Annotated in this window: 15 protein-coding genes; 4 read left to right on the forward strand and 11 right to left on the reverse strand. The window is 57.6% G+C overall.

All coding sequences use genetic code 11. The features are described 5' to 3' along the window. Window positions 1-34: 34 nt before the first annotated feature. The 5 genes from M2416_RS06650 to M2416_RS06670 all read right to left on the reverse strand — a co-directional run bounded on the left by M2416_RS06650 (window position 35) and on the right by M2416_RS06670 (window position 5185). A complete protein-coding gene (locus M2416_RS06650) occupies window positions 35-454 on the reverse strand; it encodes an RbsD/FucU family protein (RefSeq protein ID WP_045854116.1) in 420 nt (139 codons plus the stop codon). Window positions 455-500: 46 nt separating this feature from the next. After that, window positions 501-1265: an SDR family NAD(P)-dependent oxidoreductase gene (locus M2416_RS06655; RefSeq protein WP_259222818.1), complete on the reverse strand. Its 765-nt coding sequence runs from the start codon at window positions 1263-1265 to the stop codon at window positions 501-503. 172 nt (window positions 1266-1437) lie between these two features. Further along, window positions 1438-3312 carry a TRAP transporter large permease gene (locus tag M2416_RS06660; RefSeq protein WP_041144191.1) on the reverse strand — a complete coding sequence of 625 codons (1875 nt, stop codon included), beginning with the start codon at window positions 3310-3312 and terminating at the stop codon, window positions 1438-1440. Between the two features lie 74 nt (window positions 3313-3386). Continuing rightward, entirely contained in the window at window positions 3387-4430 is a 1044-nt protein-coding gene (locus tag M2416_RS06665; protein WP_259222819.1) for a TRAP transporter substrate-binding protein, read from the reverse strand. Between the two features lie 422 nt (window positions 4431-4852). After that, on the reverse strand, window positions 4853-5185 hold the full coding sequence (locus M2416_RS06670; RefSeq protein WP_041144189.1) for a nuclear transport factor 2 family protein: 333 nt from the start codon (window positions 5183-5185) through the stop codon (window positions 4853-4855). A gap of 273 nt (window positions 5186-5458) precedes the next feature. Here M2416_RS06670 and glaH point away from each other — a divergent pair, with 273 nt between their 5' ends. From glaH to csiR, 4 genes are all read left to right on the forward strand, one after another. Further along, on the forward strand, window positions 5459-6436 hold the full coding sequence (gene glaH / locus M2416_RS06675; RefSeq protein WP_259222820.1) for a glutarate dioxygenase GlaH: 978 nt from the start codon (window positions 5459-5461) through the stop codon (window positions 6434-6436). Window positions 6437-6463: 27 nt separating this feature from the next. Further along, a complete protein-coding gene (gene lhgO, locus M2416_RS06680; RefSeq protein WP_076948115.1) occupies window positions 6464-7732 on the forward strand; it encodes an L-2-hydroxyglutarate oxidase in 1269 nt (422 codons plus the stop codon). Window positions 7733-7754: 22 nt separating this feature from the next. Continuing rightward, a complete protein-coding gene (gabD, locus tag M2416_RS06685) occupies window positions 7755-9203 on the forward strand; it encodes an NADP-dependent succinate-semialdehyde dehydrogenase (RefSeq protein WP_041144186.1) in 1449 nt (482 codons plus the stop codon). 89 nt (window positions 9204-9292) lie between these two features. Continuing rightward, window positions 9293-9985, forward strand: a complete 693-nt coding sequence (csiR, locus tag M2416_RS06690; protein ID WP_259222824.1) for a DNA-binding transcriptional regulator CsiR — start codon at window positions 9293-9295, stop codon at window positions 9983-9985. A gap of 19 nt (window positions 9986-10004) precedes the next feature. On the opposite strand, the gene M2416_RS06695 is transcribed toward csiR, so the two are convergent. The 6 genes from M2416_RS06695 to gpt form a co-directional block, all read right to left on the reverse strand. After that, complete coding sequence (locus M2416_RS06695; protein WP_227503271.1) at window positions 10005-10307, reverse strand: hypothetical protein; 303 nt, start codon at window positions 10305-10307, stop codon at window positions 10005-10007. A 255-nt stretch (window positions 10308-10562) separates the two neighbouring features. After that, complete coding sequence (gene cas6f / locus M2416_RS06700; protein ID WP_259222825.1) at window positions 10563-11117, reverse strand: type I-F CRISPR-associated endoribonuclease Cas6/Csy4; 555 nt, start codon at window positions 11115-11117, stop codon at window positions 10563-10565. A gap of 454 nt (window positions 11118-11571) precedes the next feature. Beyond that, entirely contained in the window at window positions 11572-13857 is a 2286-nt protein-coding gene (locus M2416_RS06705) for an FdhF/YdeP family oxidoreductase (RefSeq protein WP_259222826.1), read from the reverse strand. A gap of 614 nt (window positions 13858-14471) precedes the next feature. Beyond that, window positions 14472-14870, reverse strand: coding sequence for a sigma factor-binding protein Crl (crl, locus tag M2416_RS06710; protein ID WP_041144182.1), 399 nt, complete (start codon window positions 14868-14870; stop codon window positions 14472-14474). Between the two features lie 57 nt (window positions 14871-14927). Next, entirely contained in the window at window positions 14928-16172 is a 1245-nt protein-coding gene (gene frsA / locus M2416_RS06715; protein WP_259222828.1) for an esterase FrsA, read from the reverse strand. Between the two features lie 106 nt (window positions 16173-16278). After that, window positions 16279-16737 carry a xanthine phosphoribosyltransferase gene (gpt, locus tag M2416_RS06720; RefSeq protein WP_041144180.1) on the reverse strand — a complete coding sequence of 153 codons (459 nt, stop codon included), beginning with the start codon at window positions 16735-16737 and terminating at the stop codon, window positions 16279-16281. Window positions 16738-16794 lie beyond the last annotated feature (57 nt).

The raw sequence follows: 16794 nt of genomic DNA on the forward strand, positions 1-16794 counted from the left end.
ATAAAAGAGAAGCGCCCGGGGCGCTTCTCTTTTTTCATACCAGCGTCGGCCCGACGGTGAGCAGAATATTGGCAAAGCGTCGGGTTTCGCCAGACGCGATGGCCAACAGCGTATCCGACGATTTGGCCTGTGCGTAAAAGGCGTTGCGCTCAATATATTCAAGCTCGGTCGCCGGCGTCAGAACCTGGCGATATTCGCGCGCGATAGTATTATCAAACTCGGGCGGGCTGGCCATCAGCGTCGCTTTTTCAACGCTAATATAGCCAAGGATTTTTTGCAGGATCGTCACGCTGCCAATTAAGCCGGGAGAAAAGTTCAGGTACACAATCCGCGCCTGCGCTGCGCTGTTGGTCAAAATAGAATAATTAGCATCGGCAATAAGAATATTGGCCTTATGCCCGCACAGCGCCAGCGCCTGGAGTAAATCAGGATGGATAATATCGGACTTAATCATCAATACGCTCTCTTAATACGGGCGGCGTTAACCGCCCGGCTTTCCGCTATGCCCGGTAAATACCGCCGTTTATGTCAATTGTTGCCCCGGAAATAAAGCCATCGAACTCGGAGGCAAGGAAACAGATGGCTCTCGCGACATCCTCCGGCGTGCCCGCCCGGCCCAGCGGGATCTCCTGGACCGTGCGATCGGCCGATTCCTGGGTGGTGTGCTGGTTATGGAAACGCGTTCCCAGAATCAGTCCCGGAGCGACCGCGTTGACCCGAATGCCAAACTCCCCCAGCTCGGCGGCAAGCGATCGCGTCCACGTCAGCACCGCGCCTTTCGTCGTGGAGTAGACCAGCGAGCCCGAGTGCCCGCCGGAGCGTCCGGCCAGCGAGGCCAGATTGACGATGCTGGCGCCGTCCGCGGCGCTCTTCAGCCACGGCAGCGCCTGCTGGGTCACGTTGAGCATGGTGGTCATATTGACGTCAATAACGGTACGCCAGAAGTGGGCGTCAATCTCGCCGAGCCACTTGCGCCCGATGATGCCGCCGACGTTGTTGATCAAAATATCGATACCGCCTAAAAACTCTGCCGCCTCCGCCACGCAGCGGGCGGCGTCCGCCTCATCGGTCAAATCGGCACGGCCGCAGGCCGCTTTGCGCCCTTTTTGTTCGGCAATCGCCATCAGCTCTTTGGGCCCCTCTTCGCCGCTGAAATAGTGAATATAAATATCGCATCCCGCCTCAATTAATTTTCTTGCGGTCTCTTTTCCAATACCCTGTTCAGCACCGGTAATAAATACTTTTTTTGCCGTTAACAATCCCATTTCAGACTCCTGTTATTCAGACTCAACGCCACCAGAAAATAATATTTATCGCCTCGGGCAATTTTGGAACGTGGACGCCCCTGCCCCCTGACATAGTAAATTTCAGCTTCCGGACAATTATTTCGGCGGCATAGCAACGGCGCCGCCGCCTGGTACTCGATTAACGCAACGCTTAGTAACCCGCCAGCCCCGGCAGCCAGGTGGTTAACGGCGGCACCATCGCCACGATAATGATGCCGACCAGAACCACCGCCAGGTATTTTGCCATCGGCCGGATCACGTGCTTCATCTCCACGCCGCAGATGGCACAGGTGGTATATAAGCCCAGCCCAATGGGCGGTGAAAATAGCCCAAAGCCCATTGCCAGAATCATGATGATGCCGAAATGCAGCGGATTGAATCCAAGCTGCACGGCAATCGGCACCAGAATCGGGGCAAAGATAATCAGGGCCGGCGCGCCTTCCAGCACCGCGCCAAAGATAATCAAAATCACGATGGTGAGCAGCAGGAACAGCCAGGCCCCCTGCTCAACGCCAATACCGACCAGCAGCCCGGCGATCTGCTGCGGGATCATCTGTATGGTCAGCGCATAGGAGAGGCTGGTGGCGCAGGCGACGATAAACAGCAGCACGCCGGACATCGCGGCGATATCAATAAACATCTTCACCGTGGCCTTAAACGTCAGCTCGCGAAAAGCCAGCCGGCCGACCACGATGGCGTAGATCACTGCGAAGGCGGAGATCTCGGTCGAGGTGGCGATCCCCATCATCACGCCGCGGCCGATCATAAAGATCATCACCAGCCCAACGGCGGCGCCAAGATAGAGCTGAGCGCGCGGGCGCAGTACGGGATAGGCCTCGCTGACGTTAATTTTGCCGCCAAAGCGGTTGGCGGCAATCATCAGCAGCACCAGCAGACAGGCCGCGGGCACCAGGCCGGCAATAAACAGCGCCCCGATCGAGATATTGGCCACAAAGCCCATCACGATCAGGTTTACGCACGGTGGAATGGTTTCGGCCATCACCGCCGAGGCGGCGAAAACGCCGGCCGCCTCCTCTCCGTCCTGCTTCGCCCGCCGTACCGCCGGCATCAGCACGCCGCCCACCGCGGCGACGTCCGCCAGCTTGGAGCCTGAAATACCCGAGAAGAAAGCCATCGACAGGACGGTGGTCATGTTTAAACCGCCGCGAAAGCGCCCCATTCCCCGCACGATAAGCTCCACGAGGCGCGTGGACATGCCGTTGATCTCCATCGCCGCGCCGGCGAGCAGGAAGAAGGGGATCGCCAGCAGGACAAAGTGATCGACCCCGGCCGCAACCTGCTGGGAGAAAAAGACAAACGGCAGCGACGGATCGCAGATAAAGAACACCATCGCCGACATGCCGAGGGTGAAGGCGATCGGCACGCCGGCAAGAATACCGAGGACGAAGCAGATAAGCATCAGCCCCGCCGCCGCGCTGGCCGGGTCGGCCATCAGCGACAGCTTGACGTAGCCAAGCGCGGCGAGCGCGAGGATCCCGGCGCCGCTGAGCAGCACGACCCTGGCGCGTTCACGTAAGGCAAGCTCCAGCGCGGCGACCATCATCACCAGCGAGCCAATCAGCACCGGGATCACGTAGATGACCTGCGGTAAACCGGTTTCGGTGGTCTGCACCCGCGCGGCCTGAACCAGGTCATAGCTGGAGACGACCAGCCCGACGGAAACCAGAAACAGGATCCAGCGGCTGGCGTGCACCACGTACGGCCGGACGTGCTGCGGCAGAAAGCGCAGGAACAAATCGACGCCGATATGCCCCCCTCTTGCCGTCGACGTGGCGACGCCAAAAAAGACCAGCGCAATCATCAGCGCCCGCGCCACCTCTTCCGCCCAGTGAATCGGGGAGTGCAGCGCATAGCGCCAGATAACGGAGGCGAAAACCACCAGCACGTTGATAAACAGCACCAGCGCCCCGGCCCAGGCGGTCAGGGTCGTCAAAAATCGACTTAGCCTGCCGAGTAGCGCCAGCGCGACGCACTCATCCTTTGCTTTAATAGAGATATCAGCCATCTTGAACTCTCTGTGTAAGGTCATGGATATCATCACAGGCTCGCCGCGAAGGGCGGGCGAGCCGACGCTCCCCGCTACTGCTGGCTCTCCGGCACCGCGGCGGTAATCTCATCAACGATAGGTTTCATATCCGGGTACTGGCCAAGGAACGCCTGCCAAACCGGCTGCACCTGCTGATAGAAATAGCGGCGATCGGTTTCGCGGAAGGTTACGCCCTTCGCCTCGAGGTTCTTAATGGCCTCCTGCTCTTTTTTACCGGCCTGCAGGCGTTCGTAGTCGGTCGCCTCTTTTGCCGCGGCCAGCACCTCGCCGCGCAGCTCCGCCGGGATCTGCTCGAAGCTTTTCTTGTTCATGGCGATCATCAGCGGGTTGTAGCTATGGCGGGTCAGAGTGCCATTTTTGACAATTTCATAATATTTGCTCGAGTAGATCGTCGGGGCGTCGTGCTCTACGCCGTCAATCACCCCCATCTGCAGGCTCGAATAGACTTCTCCTCCCGGCATCGGAATCGCCACCGCCCCCATATGGTTCAGGGTGGCGATAAAGTTGGGCACCGGCAAAACGCGGATTTTGAGATTTTTTAAATCTTCAGGTTTTTCAATAACCTTCTTGGTGTAAATATTGCGCGCGCCGAGGTTATAGCCGTAACCCAGCACCATCACGTTAGCCTTATTCATCATTAAAGCCGCCAGCTTTTCACCCGCTTTGCCGTCGAGTGTTTTGCCGACCTGCGCGTAATCTTTAAATAAGTAGCCGAGATCCAGGACGCCAATTTCAGGGACCAGCGTGGCCCAAATGGAGGTCCCGGAGATCATCATATTGATTGCGCCAATGCGTACCTGCTGGGTGGCGTCCGCCTCTTTCCCCAGCATGCCGTTGGGAAAATAGTTCAGCTTGATCTGCCCTTTCAGTTTTTCATTGTTATTCAGGTTTTCCTGAAAGCGGCTGAACCAGATGTAGTGGGCCGATGATTCATCCGCGGGCAGCGAAGAGTAGACCCGAAAATTAAGCGCCGCGTGGGCCAAAGAGGTCACGGCGCCGCCGGCTAACAGGGCCGTGCCTAAACATGCAACGGCAAAAATACGACTTACTGAACAAAACGGTTTCATTTTCATCATCGTTATCCTTTCACGTCCCGTTGAGATAGATGTCACCCTCTCAGGCCTTGCTGAATCGGCGGGGGAGTTAAACAAAAAAGTAGCTTCACGCGTCTACTGTAACGTTTTAGTGTAACGTTACAGAAACTATCCGGCGCCCTGGCTAAAAGCAAGGTGCTTAACGGGATCCTGGCGGATGAGATGTGATTTTTGTGGCGGACATCGCTAATTTGCGCCCGGGCGTTACACAGTGAAAAGCAGGTCGTGGCTGTTTAGTCACTGTTTAGCGCAGAGAGGGAGGGGAGGAAAGGAGAGAGAGTGTGTGTGGCGCCGCGACGGCCCGGCGCCAGCGGCAGAGCGTTTGGCCCCACCGCACCGGCGGCTATTCGCTGGAGAAAATAGCGCGCCTGGCAGAGGGGCGCTCTCCTCCCCGGCGAGCAGCGTCAGGCGGCAAAATAGAACCATGCGGTCTTAATAAGCTGATTCTCAACCTCAAAAACTGCCATACTCTCAATCGGCTCCGCGGAGAGTCCGTAAATCAGCTCGTGGTCGAAAACCTTATTGCCGAGAACGGTACGGAAAATAAGCTCCGCCCGCAGTTCAGCAACGTTAAAACGCTGGTTGACGTAAAACTCCCTTAACGCCGGAATGCCGATCATCGTGGGGCTTTCCGCTGGCATGCGGTACGCTTTGAAATCTTCGGAAAAGCAGGCAATAAATTGATTAATATCGTGGGCGTTGTAGGCCTTAAACTGCTTCTCCACCGGGCATTCCATGACGCTTTCCTTTCCACTATAAGTAATTATAAATGCACAATAACTGAATTTTTATTCAAATACCAACCCCTATTTTTGTCACTTATACCCGCCAGCGCTCTTCTTCACGTCCAATGACCCCGCTGCACAAACGGCTCTCTTTTAACGCCCCGGATCACAAAAAATAAACAATCCGCGCAATAAATGCGCACCTTTTAAAAATGTAGATATTTTTAAGTTATGGCGACGAAATTAATAGCGCCGCGCCAGACCCTACCGCGAGGATCGATTCTGATGAATACGTTCACTGCCGTAAAACCTCATCCCGACGATAGTGCCCGCAGCGACGGCGGGTTCACCATCTCCCCCTCGGCCCACTCGCCGCGGCTGCTGGAGCTCACCTTTTCCGCGCAGGCTGCCCGCCTGTTTATGCAGCAGGCCGCGCAGTGGCCGGTGCAGGCGCTGGAATATAAATCCTTCCTGCGCTTTAAAATTGCGAAGGTCCTCGACGATCTCTGCGCCGGCCAGCTGCAGCCGCTGCTGTACGACACCCTGCTGGATCGCCGTCAGGGGGCGCTGCTGATCGGCGCGGAAGGAATCGATAGCGTGGCCCAGGCCGATGAGATGGTAAAGCTGGCAACGGCGGTTGCCCATCTGATTGGCCGCTCCAACTACGACGCCATGAGCGGCCAATACTACGCCCGCTTTGTGGTGACTAACGTCGATAGTTCAGACAGCTACCTGCGACAGCCGCATCGCGTCATGGAGCTGCATAACGACGGAACCTACGTCGAAGAGATCACCGACTACGTGCTGATGATGAAAATCGACGAGCAGCATATGCAGGGCGGTAACTCCCTGCTGCTGCATCTTGACGACTGGGAGCATCTGGAGCGCTATTTCAGCCATCCGCTGGCCCGTCGCCCGATGCGCTGGGCCGCGCCGCCGAGCAAAAACGTCAGCCACGACGTCTTCCACCCGGTATTCGACGTCGACCGCCAGGGCCGCCCGGTGATGCGCTATATCGATCAGTTCGTGCAGCCAAAAGATTTTGCCGAAGGCATCTGGCTAAGCGACCTGTCCGATGCCCTGGAAAACAGCCAGAACATCCTCTCCGTTCCGGTGCCGGTGGGCAAACTGCTGTTGATTAACAATCTGTTCTGGCTGCACGGCCGCGACCGCTTTACCGCACATCCGGATCTGCGCCGGGAGCTGATGCGCCAGCGCGGCTACATCAGCGATGCCGACCACCGCTGCCGGCCCCATCAGTAAGCGCTATCAGTCGAAGGAACCGCGTGGATGTATGATTTTGTGATTATTGGCGGCGGCATTATCGGCATGTCGACCGCCATGCAGCTGCGGGAGGTCTACCCGGACGCCAGAATTGCGCTGCTGGAGAAAGAGTCCGCGCCGGCCTGTCATCAGACCGGCCGCAATAGCGGCGTGATTCATGCCGGAGTCTACTACACTCCGGGGAGCCTCAAAGCGCAGTTCTGCCTTGCCGGCAATCGGGCGACCAAAGCCTTTTGCCAGCGGCACGGCATCCGCTATGACGTCTGCGGAAAAATGCTGGTCGCCACCTCGCCGCTGGAGATGGCGCGGATGCGGGCGCTGTGGGATCGCACCGCGGCCAACGGCCTGCAGCGTGAATGGCTTAGCACGGAGGCGCTGCGCGAGCGGGAACCGAATATTACCGGCACCGGCGCCATTTTTGTCCCCGCCAGCGGGATTGTCAGCTATCGCGAAGTTACCGAAGCGATGGCGAAAACCTTCGTCGCCGGCGGCGGGGAAATTGTCTACGCCGCCGAGGTTAGCGCCCTGAAAGAGCACGCCGCCGGCGTGGTCGTCTACACTAAACAGGGACAGGAGTTTGAAGCCGCCACGTTAGTGAGCTGTAGCGGCCTGATGGCCGACAGGGTGGTCAAAATGCTCGGCGTCGATCCCGGTTTTATTGTCTGCCCGTTTCGTGGGGAGTATTTCCGCCTGGCGCCTCAGCATAACCAGATAGTGAATCATCTGATCTACCCGATACCCGACCCGGCAATGCCGTTTCTCGGGGTCCACCTCACCCGCATGATTGACGGCAGCGTGACCGTGGGCCCGAATGCGGTGCTCGCCCTGAAGCGTGAAGGCTATCGCAAACGCGATTTTTCACTCTCCGATACGCTGGAAATCCTCGGTTCGCCCGCTATTCGCCGCGTGCTGCAGGGCAACCTGCGATCGGGCTTAGGCGAAATGAAAAACTCCCTGTGCAAAGGCGGCTATTTGCGGCTGGTACAAAAGTACTGCCCGAGCCTCGCGCTGCAGGATCTCCAGCCGTGGCCTGCGGGCGTTCGCGCACAGGCGGTTTCTCCGCACGGCAGGCTGATCGACGATTTTCTGTTCGTCACCACCGCGCGCTCCATTCATACCTGCAATGCGCCCTCCCCGGCGGCCACATCGGCTCTGCCCATCGGGGCGCATATCGTCGGCAAAGTACAGGCGCTGCTCGCCCGCCAGCACAACCCCGGCCGCAGCCTGCGCGCCGCCCGTAGCGCCGACTCCGTGCTTGCCGAATACACCCGTTAAACGCTTGAAACAGGACACTATCATGCAACTCAACGACCCAACTTTGTTTCGCCAGCAGGCATTTATCGACGGTCAGTGGCGCGATGCCCTCAGCGGGGAGGTGATTACGGTCACCAACCCGGCCAACGACCAGCGGCTGGGCAGCGTGCCGAAAATGGGCGCCGAAGAGACCCACGAGGCCATTGATGCCGCCAACCGCGCGCTCCCAGCCTGGCGGGCGCTAACGGCTAAAGAGCGGGCCGCGATCCTGCGCCGCTGGTTCGATCTTATCATGGCGAACCAGGACGACCTCGCCCGCTTAATGACCCTTGAGCAGGGGAAACCGCTGGCGGAAGCTAAGGGCGAAATCGGCTACGCCGCCTCGTTTATCGAATGGTTTGCCGAAGAAGGTAAGCGCGTCTACGGCGACACCATTCCCGGCCATCAGGCGGATAAGCGCCTGATCGTTATCAAGCAGCCGATTGGCGTCACCGCCGCCATCACGCCGTGGAACTTCCCTGCCGCCATGATCACCCGCAAGGCCGGCCCGGCGCTGGCCGCTGGCTGCACCATGGTGCTCAAGCCCGCCAGCCAGACCCCCTTCTCCGCCCTCGCGCTGGCCGAGCTGGCGCAGCGCGCCGGGATCCCCGACGGCGTTTTCAGCGTGGTGACCGGATCCGCCGGCGCGGTCGGCAACGCGCTGACCAGCAACCCGCTGGTGCGCAAGCTGTCGTTTACCGGATCGACGGAGATTGGCCGTCAGCTGATGGCGCAGTGCGCGCAGGATATTAAGAAAGTCTCCCTCGAGCTCGGCGGCAACGCGCCGTTTATCGTGTTCGACGATGCCGATCTCGATAAAGCGGTTGAAGGCGCGCTGGCCTCCAAGTTCCGCAACGCCGGACAGACCTGCGTTTGCGCCAATCGCCTGTACGTGCAGGAGGGCGTTTACGACCGCTTTGCCGAAAAGCTGCAGCAGGCGGTGGAAAAGCTGCGGCTCGGCGATGGCCTGCAAAGCGGCGTCACCACCGGGCCGCTGATTGATGACAAAGCGGTCGCCAAGGTGCAGGAGCATATTGCCGATGCCCTCGCCAAAGGCGCGCGCATCATGACCGGCGGCAAGGTGCACGAGCTGGGCGGTAACTTCTTCCAGCCGACGATCCTGCTGGACGTTCCCGATAGCGCTAAGGTTGCCAAAGAGGAGACCTTCGGCCCGCTGGCCCCGCTGTTCCGCTTTAAAGATGAGGCGGACGTTATCCGTCAGGCTAACGATACCGAATTCGGCCTCGCGGCCTATTTCTATGCCCGCGATCTGAGCCGCGTCTTCCGCGTTGGCGAGGCGCTGGAGTACGGGATTGTCGGGATCAACACCGGCCTCATCTCCAATGAGGTGGCGCCTTTTGGCGGCGTCAAAGCCTCAGGGCTCGGCCGCGAGGGCTCGAAGTATGGCATCGACGATTACTTAGAGATCAAATATATGTGCATTGGTCTGTAGGGTTACGCCCGACGTTGATGCCGTCAATACAACCCTAATACGCCCGTCCCGGCGCAAAAAGGCCGGGATAGCCGCTCAGGAGTAAGCCCATGACCGCCACCTCCCAGCCGACGGCCATCGACGGATACCGCTGGCTCAAAAGCGACATCATTCGCGGCCTGTATCAGCCCGATGAGAAGCTGCGTATGAGCCTGTTAACCGCGCGCTATGCGCTTGGCGTCGGGCCGCTGCGCGAAGCGCTCTCCCGGCTGATTGCCGAGCGCCTGGTCACCGTGGTTAATCAAAAAGGCTATCGGGTCGCCTCGATGTCGCAGCAGGAGCTGCTCGATATCTTCGACGCCAGGGCTAATATGGAGGCGATGCTGGTGCGTCTCGCCATTGAGCGCGGCGACGACGAGTGGGAGGCCGAGCTGCTCGCGAGGGCGCATCTGCTCAATAAGCTGGAGTCCAGCGATGCCAGCGAGCAGCTGCTGGACGAGTGGGACAGGCGTCATCAGGCGTTCCATTCCGCCATCGTTGCCGGCTGCGGTTCACAGTATCTGCTGCAAATGCGCGAACGCCTTTTCGACCTCGCCGCGCGCTACCGTTTTATCTGGCTGCGCACGACCGTGCTGTCGGTTGCCATGCTGGAAGATAAGCAGCGCCAGCATCGAAGGCTAACCGAGGCGATTCTGGCGCGCGACGCCCCGCTTGCCGATGAGCTGATGCGCCAGCATCTGCTGACGCCTATTCCGGTCATTCAACGGGCAATGGCGGGAAAACTTCAGCACAAAGCCTCCTGACGAGGCGCTGCCGGAGGGCTTATTTGGCCGGTTTCTTATAGAAAGGCAGCTGCGTAATCGGGTAGGTGTAGGTCTCCTGAACGACGCATCGATCGGGGGTCGCCATGCCGGAGTAGAAGAAAAAGTACTCGTTACTATCGGGGAAAAAGACCAGATCGTCGCCGTTTTGAAAGCTGGTGATGCGAAAAGGCACGTGGCTTTTCGTCTGCGCCTGCTTCATGCCCGAGGCGACCTGGAAATGATCCCCCCACTTCATGGTGGAGAGCTTGTAGTGGAAGCGCGAGATGGTCACGCTTTGCCGCAGCGAGCAGGATAGTTTCACTGCGGTGCCGGCCCATGCTGGTGAGAGAAATAAGCCTATCAGGCTTGTTAGCAATATGAATTTCATGAAGATCTTATAATTTAAGGGGCTATTTTTCTAACGGTATCACGTATCGCTCCATCAGGCATTCCCGGCGGCCACATTCGCCAGGCGGACCTGGATTCCAGGAATTATCCTGGTCTTAATCGCGCGAATAGCCGAAAGGCAATGAGCGGAGCGGAAAATTTCGGCGATGGCGCCCCACCGCCGGACTCTTCAAAAGAAGGGGACCGTCGCGGTGGAGCTCAGCCCATAATGGTTAAACGTGCCCTCCGTTGGCGTATCGCTTAAGTCGCCTGCGGCAATAAACATGCGGAAGCTTCGACCCAGGGCCTGATTCTTTATCCAGATATAGGGCAAATCGGATGTCGGCGTCGCGACCTGACGCCTGTGCCCGGTCGGCGCGTCGGCCGAGATAGCACCGCGGCGCTTCATATAGCGCTTCATGCGCTGGTGCGGCGTTTTAAGCTGCACGCGCCGGTAATGACGATACTGGACGTTATCGGGTACCGGCGTCGCCGGACCAATCCAGATATAATGTGATAAATCATTAAGTAATACCCGAAGCCTGAGATTTTCCAGCCCGTACCGCTGCCCATGCAGCCTAATCACACTCCCCGGCGTTTGCTTAAATGCCGGCAGGCTTAAGCCAATATCCCCATGCCTGTGGGCGCTTAGCGCAACGAATAGTTTTTCAAACAGCGCGGAAAGGAGGGACGGCAGAGAGCGTGATTGACGTGGAATAAGTTTAATTTCAATATAATAATCCATCGGCTATTTCTCCTTAATACATTGCCGCCATCCTTACCCATACAAAAAGTAATGCCGTTGATACAAATCAAATTAGCAAAAGGTAAGGAAATAACCGCGTGGCGGTTGCAGCGGGGTTTAACCTGGCTAATTTCATCGCGTAAAATCAATAAAATGGCGCAGCGAAATAATAGTCACGTGAGCGTTATTATTTCGCCGGGGTGACTATTACATGATGTGAATAACAGGCTATTGATTGACGGGCTATTTATTGTGCGCGATCCCTCGCTTTATATTTATCCCGATGGCCTGGACATTGCCCTGTAGGCCCTTACCCTTTGACTGCGGCAAGATAAAGCCCGGCCTGGCCTGGAGGGTAGAGCTGATTATGATGGGTTGCGCCTGCGCGCGCAAAAGTGACCGACCGGACTGACGTGACGAGGATAGCATTGCACTATCCCCGCTTTGCGGCGTCTCAGGACTTATAGATACGCACCGGGGCGCTTTTATAGGCCGGCGTCAGGCTCTGTTTATCAACCGAGTCCAGCGACAGTAAAATGTTGGCCTCCGGCAGATAGGCGGCGACGGACGACGCGGCCATCGGGACAATATAAACCGTCTGGCTGCGCATCATCCTCTCTTCACAGGCATTGCCCTCATCATCCAGGGCCACAATATTGACCACATCTCCCTGCGTCAGCTGGCGCTTTTGCGCTTCCTGACGGCTGAGGAAAATGACGTCACGGCGTCCGGTAACGCCGCGGTAGCGGTCGTCCATCCCGTAAATCGTCGTATTGTACTGGTCGTGGCTGCGAATAGTTGTCAGCACCAGGCAGTCTGACGGCATACCCGCGCTATCCAGCGCCTCGGCATCGCAAACGTGGAAGGTCGCCTTGCCCGAAGCCGTGCGGTATTCGCCGCGCGAGGCCGGGTTATCGAGGCGGAACCCGCCGGGGGCGGCGATGCGCTCGTTGAACTGATGGAACTCGGGGATGACGGCTTCAATCGCCTCGCGAATCAGTCGATAGTCCGCCACCAGCTTCTCCCAGGCGACCGGGCTGCGCGGTAGCGTGGCGCGCGCCAGGCCCGCCACAATGGCGGGCTCAGACAGCAGCCAGGGCGAGGCCGGCTTCAGCGAGCCGGTTGAGGCATGCACCATGCTCATCGAGTCCTCAACGGTGACGGACTGCACGCCCGCGCGTTGCATATCGCGCTCGGTGCGCCCTAAGGTCGGGAACAGATAGCTGTTTTTGCCCGCCAGCAGGTGAGAGCGGTTGAGCTTAGTCGCAACGTGGACCTGCAGATCCAGGCGGCGCATCGCCGGGAAGGTTCGCAGCGGGTCGGGCATCGCCACGGCGAGGTTGCCGCCCATGCAGATGAGCCCGCGAGAGACCCGGCTTTCGATGGCCTTAATGCTTTCGATGGAGGATCGTCCGTGCGCCCGCGGTACCCTGATACCGAAATAGTTTTCCAGCCGCAGGTTAAACGCTTCATCCGGCGCTTCGTTTATTCCCACCGTCCTGTCACCCTGGACGTTAGAATGACCGCGTAGCGGACAAATACCGGCGCCTTCACGCCCCATGTTGCCGCGCATCAGCAGCAGATTGATCAGCTGCTGGACGTTCTGGGTGCCGTTACGATGCTGCGTAATGCCCAGACCATAGCTGATGATAACCCGTCGGTGGCTGCTATAAATATCGGCAAAATATTCGATAGCGCTGCGCTCAACGCCCGCCCCGCGCTCAATATCCGCCCAGTCGAGGCCGCTCAGGTCGTCAAATAACGCCCGGTATCCCGAGGTTTGCGAGGCGATAAATTCGCTATCAATAACCGGCGCCTGTTGCAGGGAGCGACGCTGAGCATCCATCTCCAGCAGCGCTTTCATGGCGCCGCGGAAAAACCACGCGTCGCCTCCGACGCGGATCTGGAAGTAATCGCTGGAGAGATCCGTGTGCCCGCCCATAAGCATGTCGCTCGGCGACTGGGGGAAGCTAAACCGCTCCAGGCCGCGCTCGCGCAGCGGGTTTACGGAGATAATCTTCGCCCCGCGCTTCGCCACTTCGCGCAGGGTCGTCAGCATCCGCGGATGGTTAGTACCCGGGTTATGCCCAACGCATATCACCAGATCCGCGGCGTCAAAATCGCTCAGCTCGACGGTGCCCTTGCCGATCCCGATTGAGGAGCCCAGCCCGGTGCCGGTCGGGCTGTGGCACATATTGGAGCAGTCGGGGAAGTTGTTGCTGCCGTATTCGCGCGCGTAGAGCTGATAGAGAAACGCCGCTTCATTTGAGGTGCGCCCGGAGGTGTAAAACTCCATCTCATCAGGGGAGAACCCGCGCATGATGTCGCCAATTTCGGCAAACGCCTCCTCCCACGCGATGGGCTGATAGGTATCGCTGATAATGTCGTATTTCATCGGATGAGTGAGCCGGCCGCTGTTTTCCAGCTCAAAGTCGCTTTGCTGCCAAAGCTCGTTCAGCGTATGGCGGGCAAAGAACGCCGGCGAGGCTTTTTTGCCGGTGGTTTCCCAGGAGACGGCCTTGACGCCGTTTTCGCACAGCTCCATCATCGAGCGGTGCTGCGGATCGGGCCACGCGCAGCCGGGGCAATCAAACCCCTTCACCTGATTCATTTTAAACAGCGCGATGGTGTCGCGTACCGGCGTTTTTTGTCCCAGCACGTGCGCGGTGCAGGCCTTAACGGCTCCCCATCCTCCGGCGGCGCCCTGGTATTCGTTTAATCCACGGGTAGTATCAGTCATCAGATCGTATCAGTTATATTTTCAATGCTGCTTTATTAACACAGGCGCTCCGTCGCGCTGATTCCTATCAAGGGGTACGGCGTTAACAGAAAATAATAAGAAAGAAGTATTTCGCTGGCGGCGGAATAAAGTTCCGCGGGTGCTAATGGCGAGATGGACATCAGGCCTGCCAGGACGGTTACGCCTCTGCGAGCAGGATTAAATGAACTTTACCCTTTCATAACAGCAGGATATCTATTTATTTTCTGCTAAGACTACCCTTAACGGGTCAGGTTACATCGAGAATAATGAGTAAAAAAACCGCCCGCACATTCGCCGGACAGGACCTTGTTGCCCGCCCATGATGTCGCGACAGGTTAAAAAGCAACAGCCGATATGCATCCAAAAATAAACCTGCAGAAAGAGCAGAATATTCTCTGAGGTTTAATAAACTGATTCGCGGACGGTTATTTTCCAGGCGCAATAAATATCTACCCACTTTAATCCGGGTTATTAAAACAGGGTGATAAAGCAGGCCGGCAGGATTTACAATTAGTAAAAACATTTCTACGTAAAAAAATGTCCACGCCGTAGGGCATGGACATTTCCGCTCGATTGAGTCTACGGACGGGGCATCAGGCTCTCAGCCTGACCGGCTCGCTAAAGTCATCAGCCGGTTCAAGCTTGAGGCTGAACGTTGCCAGCAGCGCGTTGGCTCTGGTGTGGAAATCACGGAGCGTTTTTTCAAGCCGTTCGCTAACTTCAGGATCGTCGATATCCACCGACTGCCATACCCCTTCTTTATCGAACAAACCAAACTGATAGCTGTACGTGAAGCGCGATGCCTGTGCTTCCATCTCCATCCACCAACCCCAAAACTCTCGTTTTTCCGGCGCCGGTTTAACGTTGACGCAAACTGCCAGGCAATCGAAAAAGAAGCGGTTGTCTTCACACTGCTCTTCGCGGATATAGGGGCCAAGAGCCGTGAATTTCTTAATCAGCTTACTCTTCAGGTGTCCACTCGGTAACGTCATTGCGATCTCCTTTAGTGATGCAACTGTTTTACCAAATCAATAAAATTTAGCAATATATTAACCAAATCTATGATTGATCCACCGGCTAATCTGTCGCAATGCGTGATCAAAACTGCGATAAATCGGCTTCGATGGGATCTCGAGCAGCTTGCCATCGGCAGATGACGAGGTAATTAAACGCGACTCCTCTTCCGGGCTGAAAGGATCGTTTTTCCAGTAGCCGGAGAACATCGGCGTCGGGCAGCGGCGCCCCAGAAGCCCCTGGGTTTTTAACGAGTAGCGGTTCAGCTCAATGCGCAGCGCTTCGTCAGAGGCGTCGTGCATGCCCAGGCGCGACGCCAGCACGTCAAGATACATTTCAGGGACGCGCCCCTGGTGCAGAGGATCGACCAGCAGGCTGTGCACCACCGGCCCCAGACAGGCAACGGCCTTCAGGCGCTGTGACTCAAGATAGCCGAGCCGGACGGCAATATTGGCACCAAAGCGGAAGCCGAACGCCGCGACCCGGGTATGGTCGACCCACGGAACGTTTTCCAGATGCCGCAGCGCGTGCTGGTGCAGCAGGCTGGTGTCCTGGGTCAGCGTCCATTTCGATGAAAAGCCGATGGAAGGCAGATCGAGGGTCAGCATCGCTATCCCCAGCGGGGCAAAATAGTCCTCATACAGGCTGTAGTAATCGGTCTGCAGCGAGTCCAGGCCGCCGCACATCATGATCGTCGGGAACGGGCCCTCACCTTTTGGCAGATGTAAAAACCCGCTGACCGGCGCGCCGCCGGGTATCGGGAATTCGATCTCGCGTAGCTCGCCCGGCAGACGCTGAGCGGCCTCTTCATAGGCCCGGTTGGCCAGCGCCTGCGCCTGATCGGCAAGCTCATCGCCTTTAATGTGCGGATAGGCGGCAATGCTGTAGAGGTTGGAGGCGTGCAGCCAGTGGCGCCCACTGAGCTCAAGGTCCGTTTCCTGACCCGCCATTTGCTGCCAAATCATGGCCTGTTTAGCCCATTCGAAAATCCAGTTGCCGCCGCGATACCCCACGACGGTGTCGTACAGCTCAGGGTTGGTGCGCTCCGCATCGCTCATGACGATGCGCGCCTGCACGTCGAGGATCTCCTGCGGCGTCACGCCGCGACGGATCCACATCAGGCGATTGATCAGACGATACCAACGATCGACGTTGCTACCATCAAGCGCGGAGTGGATCGGCTGCTGCGAACCGGACGCAAACCGGCGCACCAGCGTCGACGTTTCTGGGTGTTTGAATCGAGGTTTAAACAGCGTTTCGCTAAGGTTAGCCTGTGACATGTGCAGTCTCCATCGTGTTGCCACTCCTGCTATTGTAACCTGCTAACAGGCAAAAAAAACCACGCCCGGCAAAACCGGGCGTGGTAAATAGCACTTGCCTTGAAAATTAACGACCTGAGATAGGCGGCACGAAGACCACGCCCATATCCCACGGCTGTTCAATCCAGGTTTCCTGAGGAATATCAACAACATAATCGTCAACCAGCGGACGACCGGCCGGCTTAGCGAAAATAGTGACGAAGTGTGCTTTTGGATACATTTCGCGAATGGCTACCGCGGTGCCGCCGGTATCGACCAGGTCATCAATAACGATGAACCCTTCACCATCACCTTCAGCACGCTTAAGGACGGTCAGCTCACGCTGGTTATCGTGGTCATAGCTAGAAATGCAAACGGTATCAACATGACGAATACCCAGCTCACGCGCCAGCAGCGCGCCCGGTACCAGACCACCGCGGCTAACGGCAATAATGCCTTTCCATTGTTCAGAAGGCATCAGGCGACTTGCCAGTTTGCGGGCGTGAATCTGCAACATGTCCCAGGTGACGACGTATTTTTCGCTCATGTGAAGTGTCCCAGCCTGTGTTATACGGCTTAAATGATGTTCGAGGGGGAAAATGGT

Origin of the sequence: Klebsiella sp. BIGb0132 (genome assembly GCF_024810075.1) — a bacterium.
GTDB lineage: Bacteria > Pseudomonadota > Gammaproteobacteria > Enterobacterales > Enterobacteriaceae > Klebsiella > Klebsiella terrigena.

Coding starts and splice junctions, on each gene's coding strand:
- M2416_RS06650 (WP_045854116.1), bottom strand. CDS start 454: ATGATTAAGTCCGATATTATCCATCCTGATTTACTCCAGGCGCTGGCG.
- M2416_RS06655 (WP_259222818.1), bottom strand. CDS start 1,265: ATGGGATTGTTAACGGCAAAAAAAGTATTTATTACCGGTGCTGAACAG.
- M2416_RS06660 (WP_041144191.1), bottom strand. CDS start 3,312: ATGGCTGATATCTCTATTAAAGCAAAGGATGAGTGCGTCGCGCTGGCG.
- M2416_RS06665 (WP_259222819.1), bottom strand. CDS start 4,430: ATGATGAAAATGAAACCGTTTTGTTCAGTAAGTCGTATTTTTGCCGTT.
- M2416_RS06670 (WP_041144189.1), bottom strand. CDS start 5,185: ATGGAATGCCCGGTGGAGAAGCAGTTTAAGGCCTACAACGCCCACGAT.
- glaH (WP_259222820.1), top strand. CDS start 5,459: ATGAATACGTTCACTGCCGTAAAACCTCATCCCGACGATAGTGCCCGC.
- lhgO (WP_076948115.1), top strand. CDS start 6,464: ATGTATGATTTTGTGATTATTGGCGGCGGCATTATCGGCATGTCGACC.
- gabD (WP_041144186.1), top strand. CDS start 7,755: ATGCAACTCAACGACCCAACTTTGTTTCGCCAGCAGGCATTTATCGAC.
- csiR (WP_259222824.1), top strand. CDS start 9,293: ATGACCGCCACCTCCCAGCCGACGGCCATCGACGGATACCGCTGGCTC.
- cas6f (WP_259222825.1), bottom strand. CDS start 11,117: ATGGATTATTATATTGAAATTAAACTTATTCCACGTCAATCACGCTCT.
- M2416_RS06705 (WP_259222826.1), bottom strand. CDS start 13,857: ATGACTGATACTACCCGTGGATTAAACGAATACCAGGGCGCCGCCGGA.
- crl (WP_041144182.1), bottom strand. CDS start 14,870: ATGACGTTACCGAGTGGACACCTGAAGAGTAAGCTGATTAAGAAATTC.
- frsA (WP_259222828.1), bottom strand. CDS start 16,172: ATGTCACAGGCTAACCTTAGCGAAACGCTGTTTAAACCTCGATTCAAA.
- gpt (WP_041144180.1), bottom strand. CDS start 16,737: ATGAGCGAAAAATACGTCGTCACCTGGGACATGTTGCAGATTCACGCC.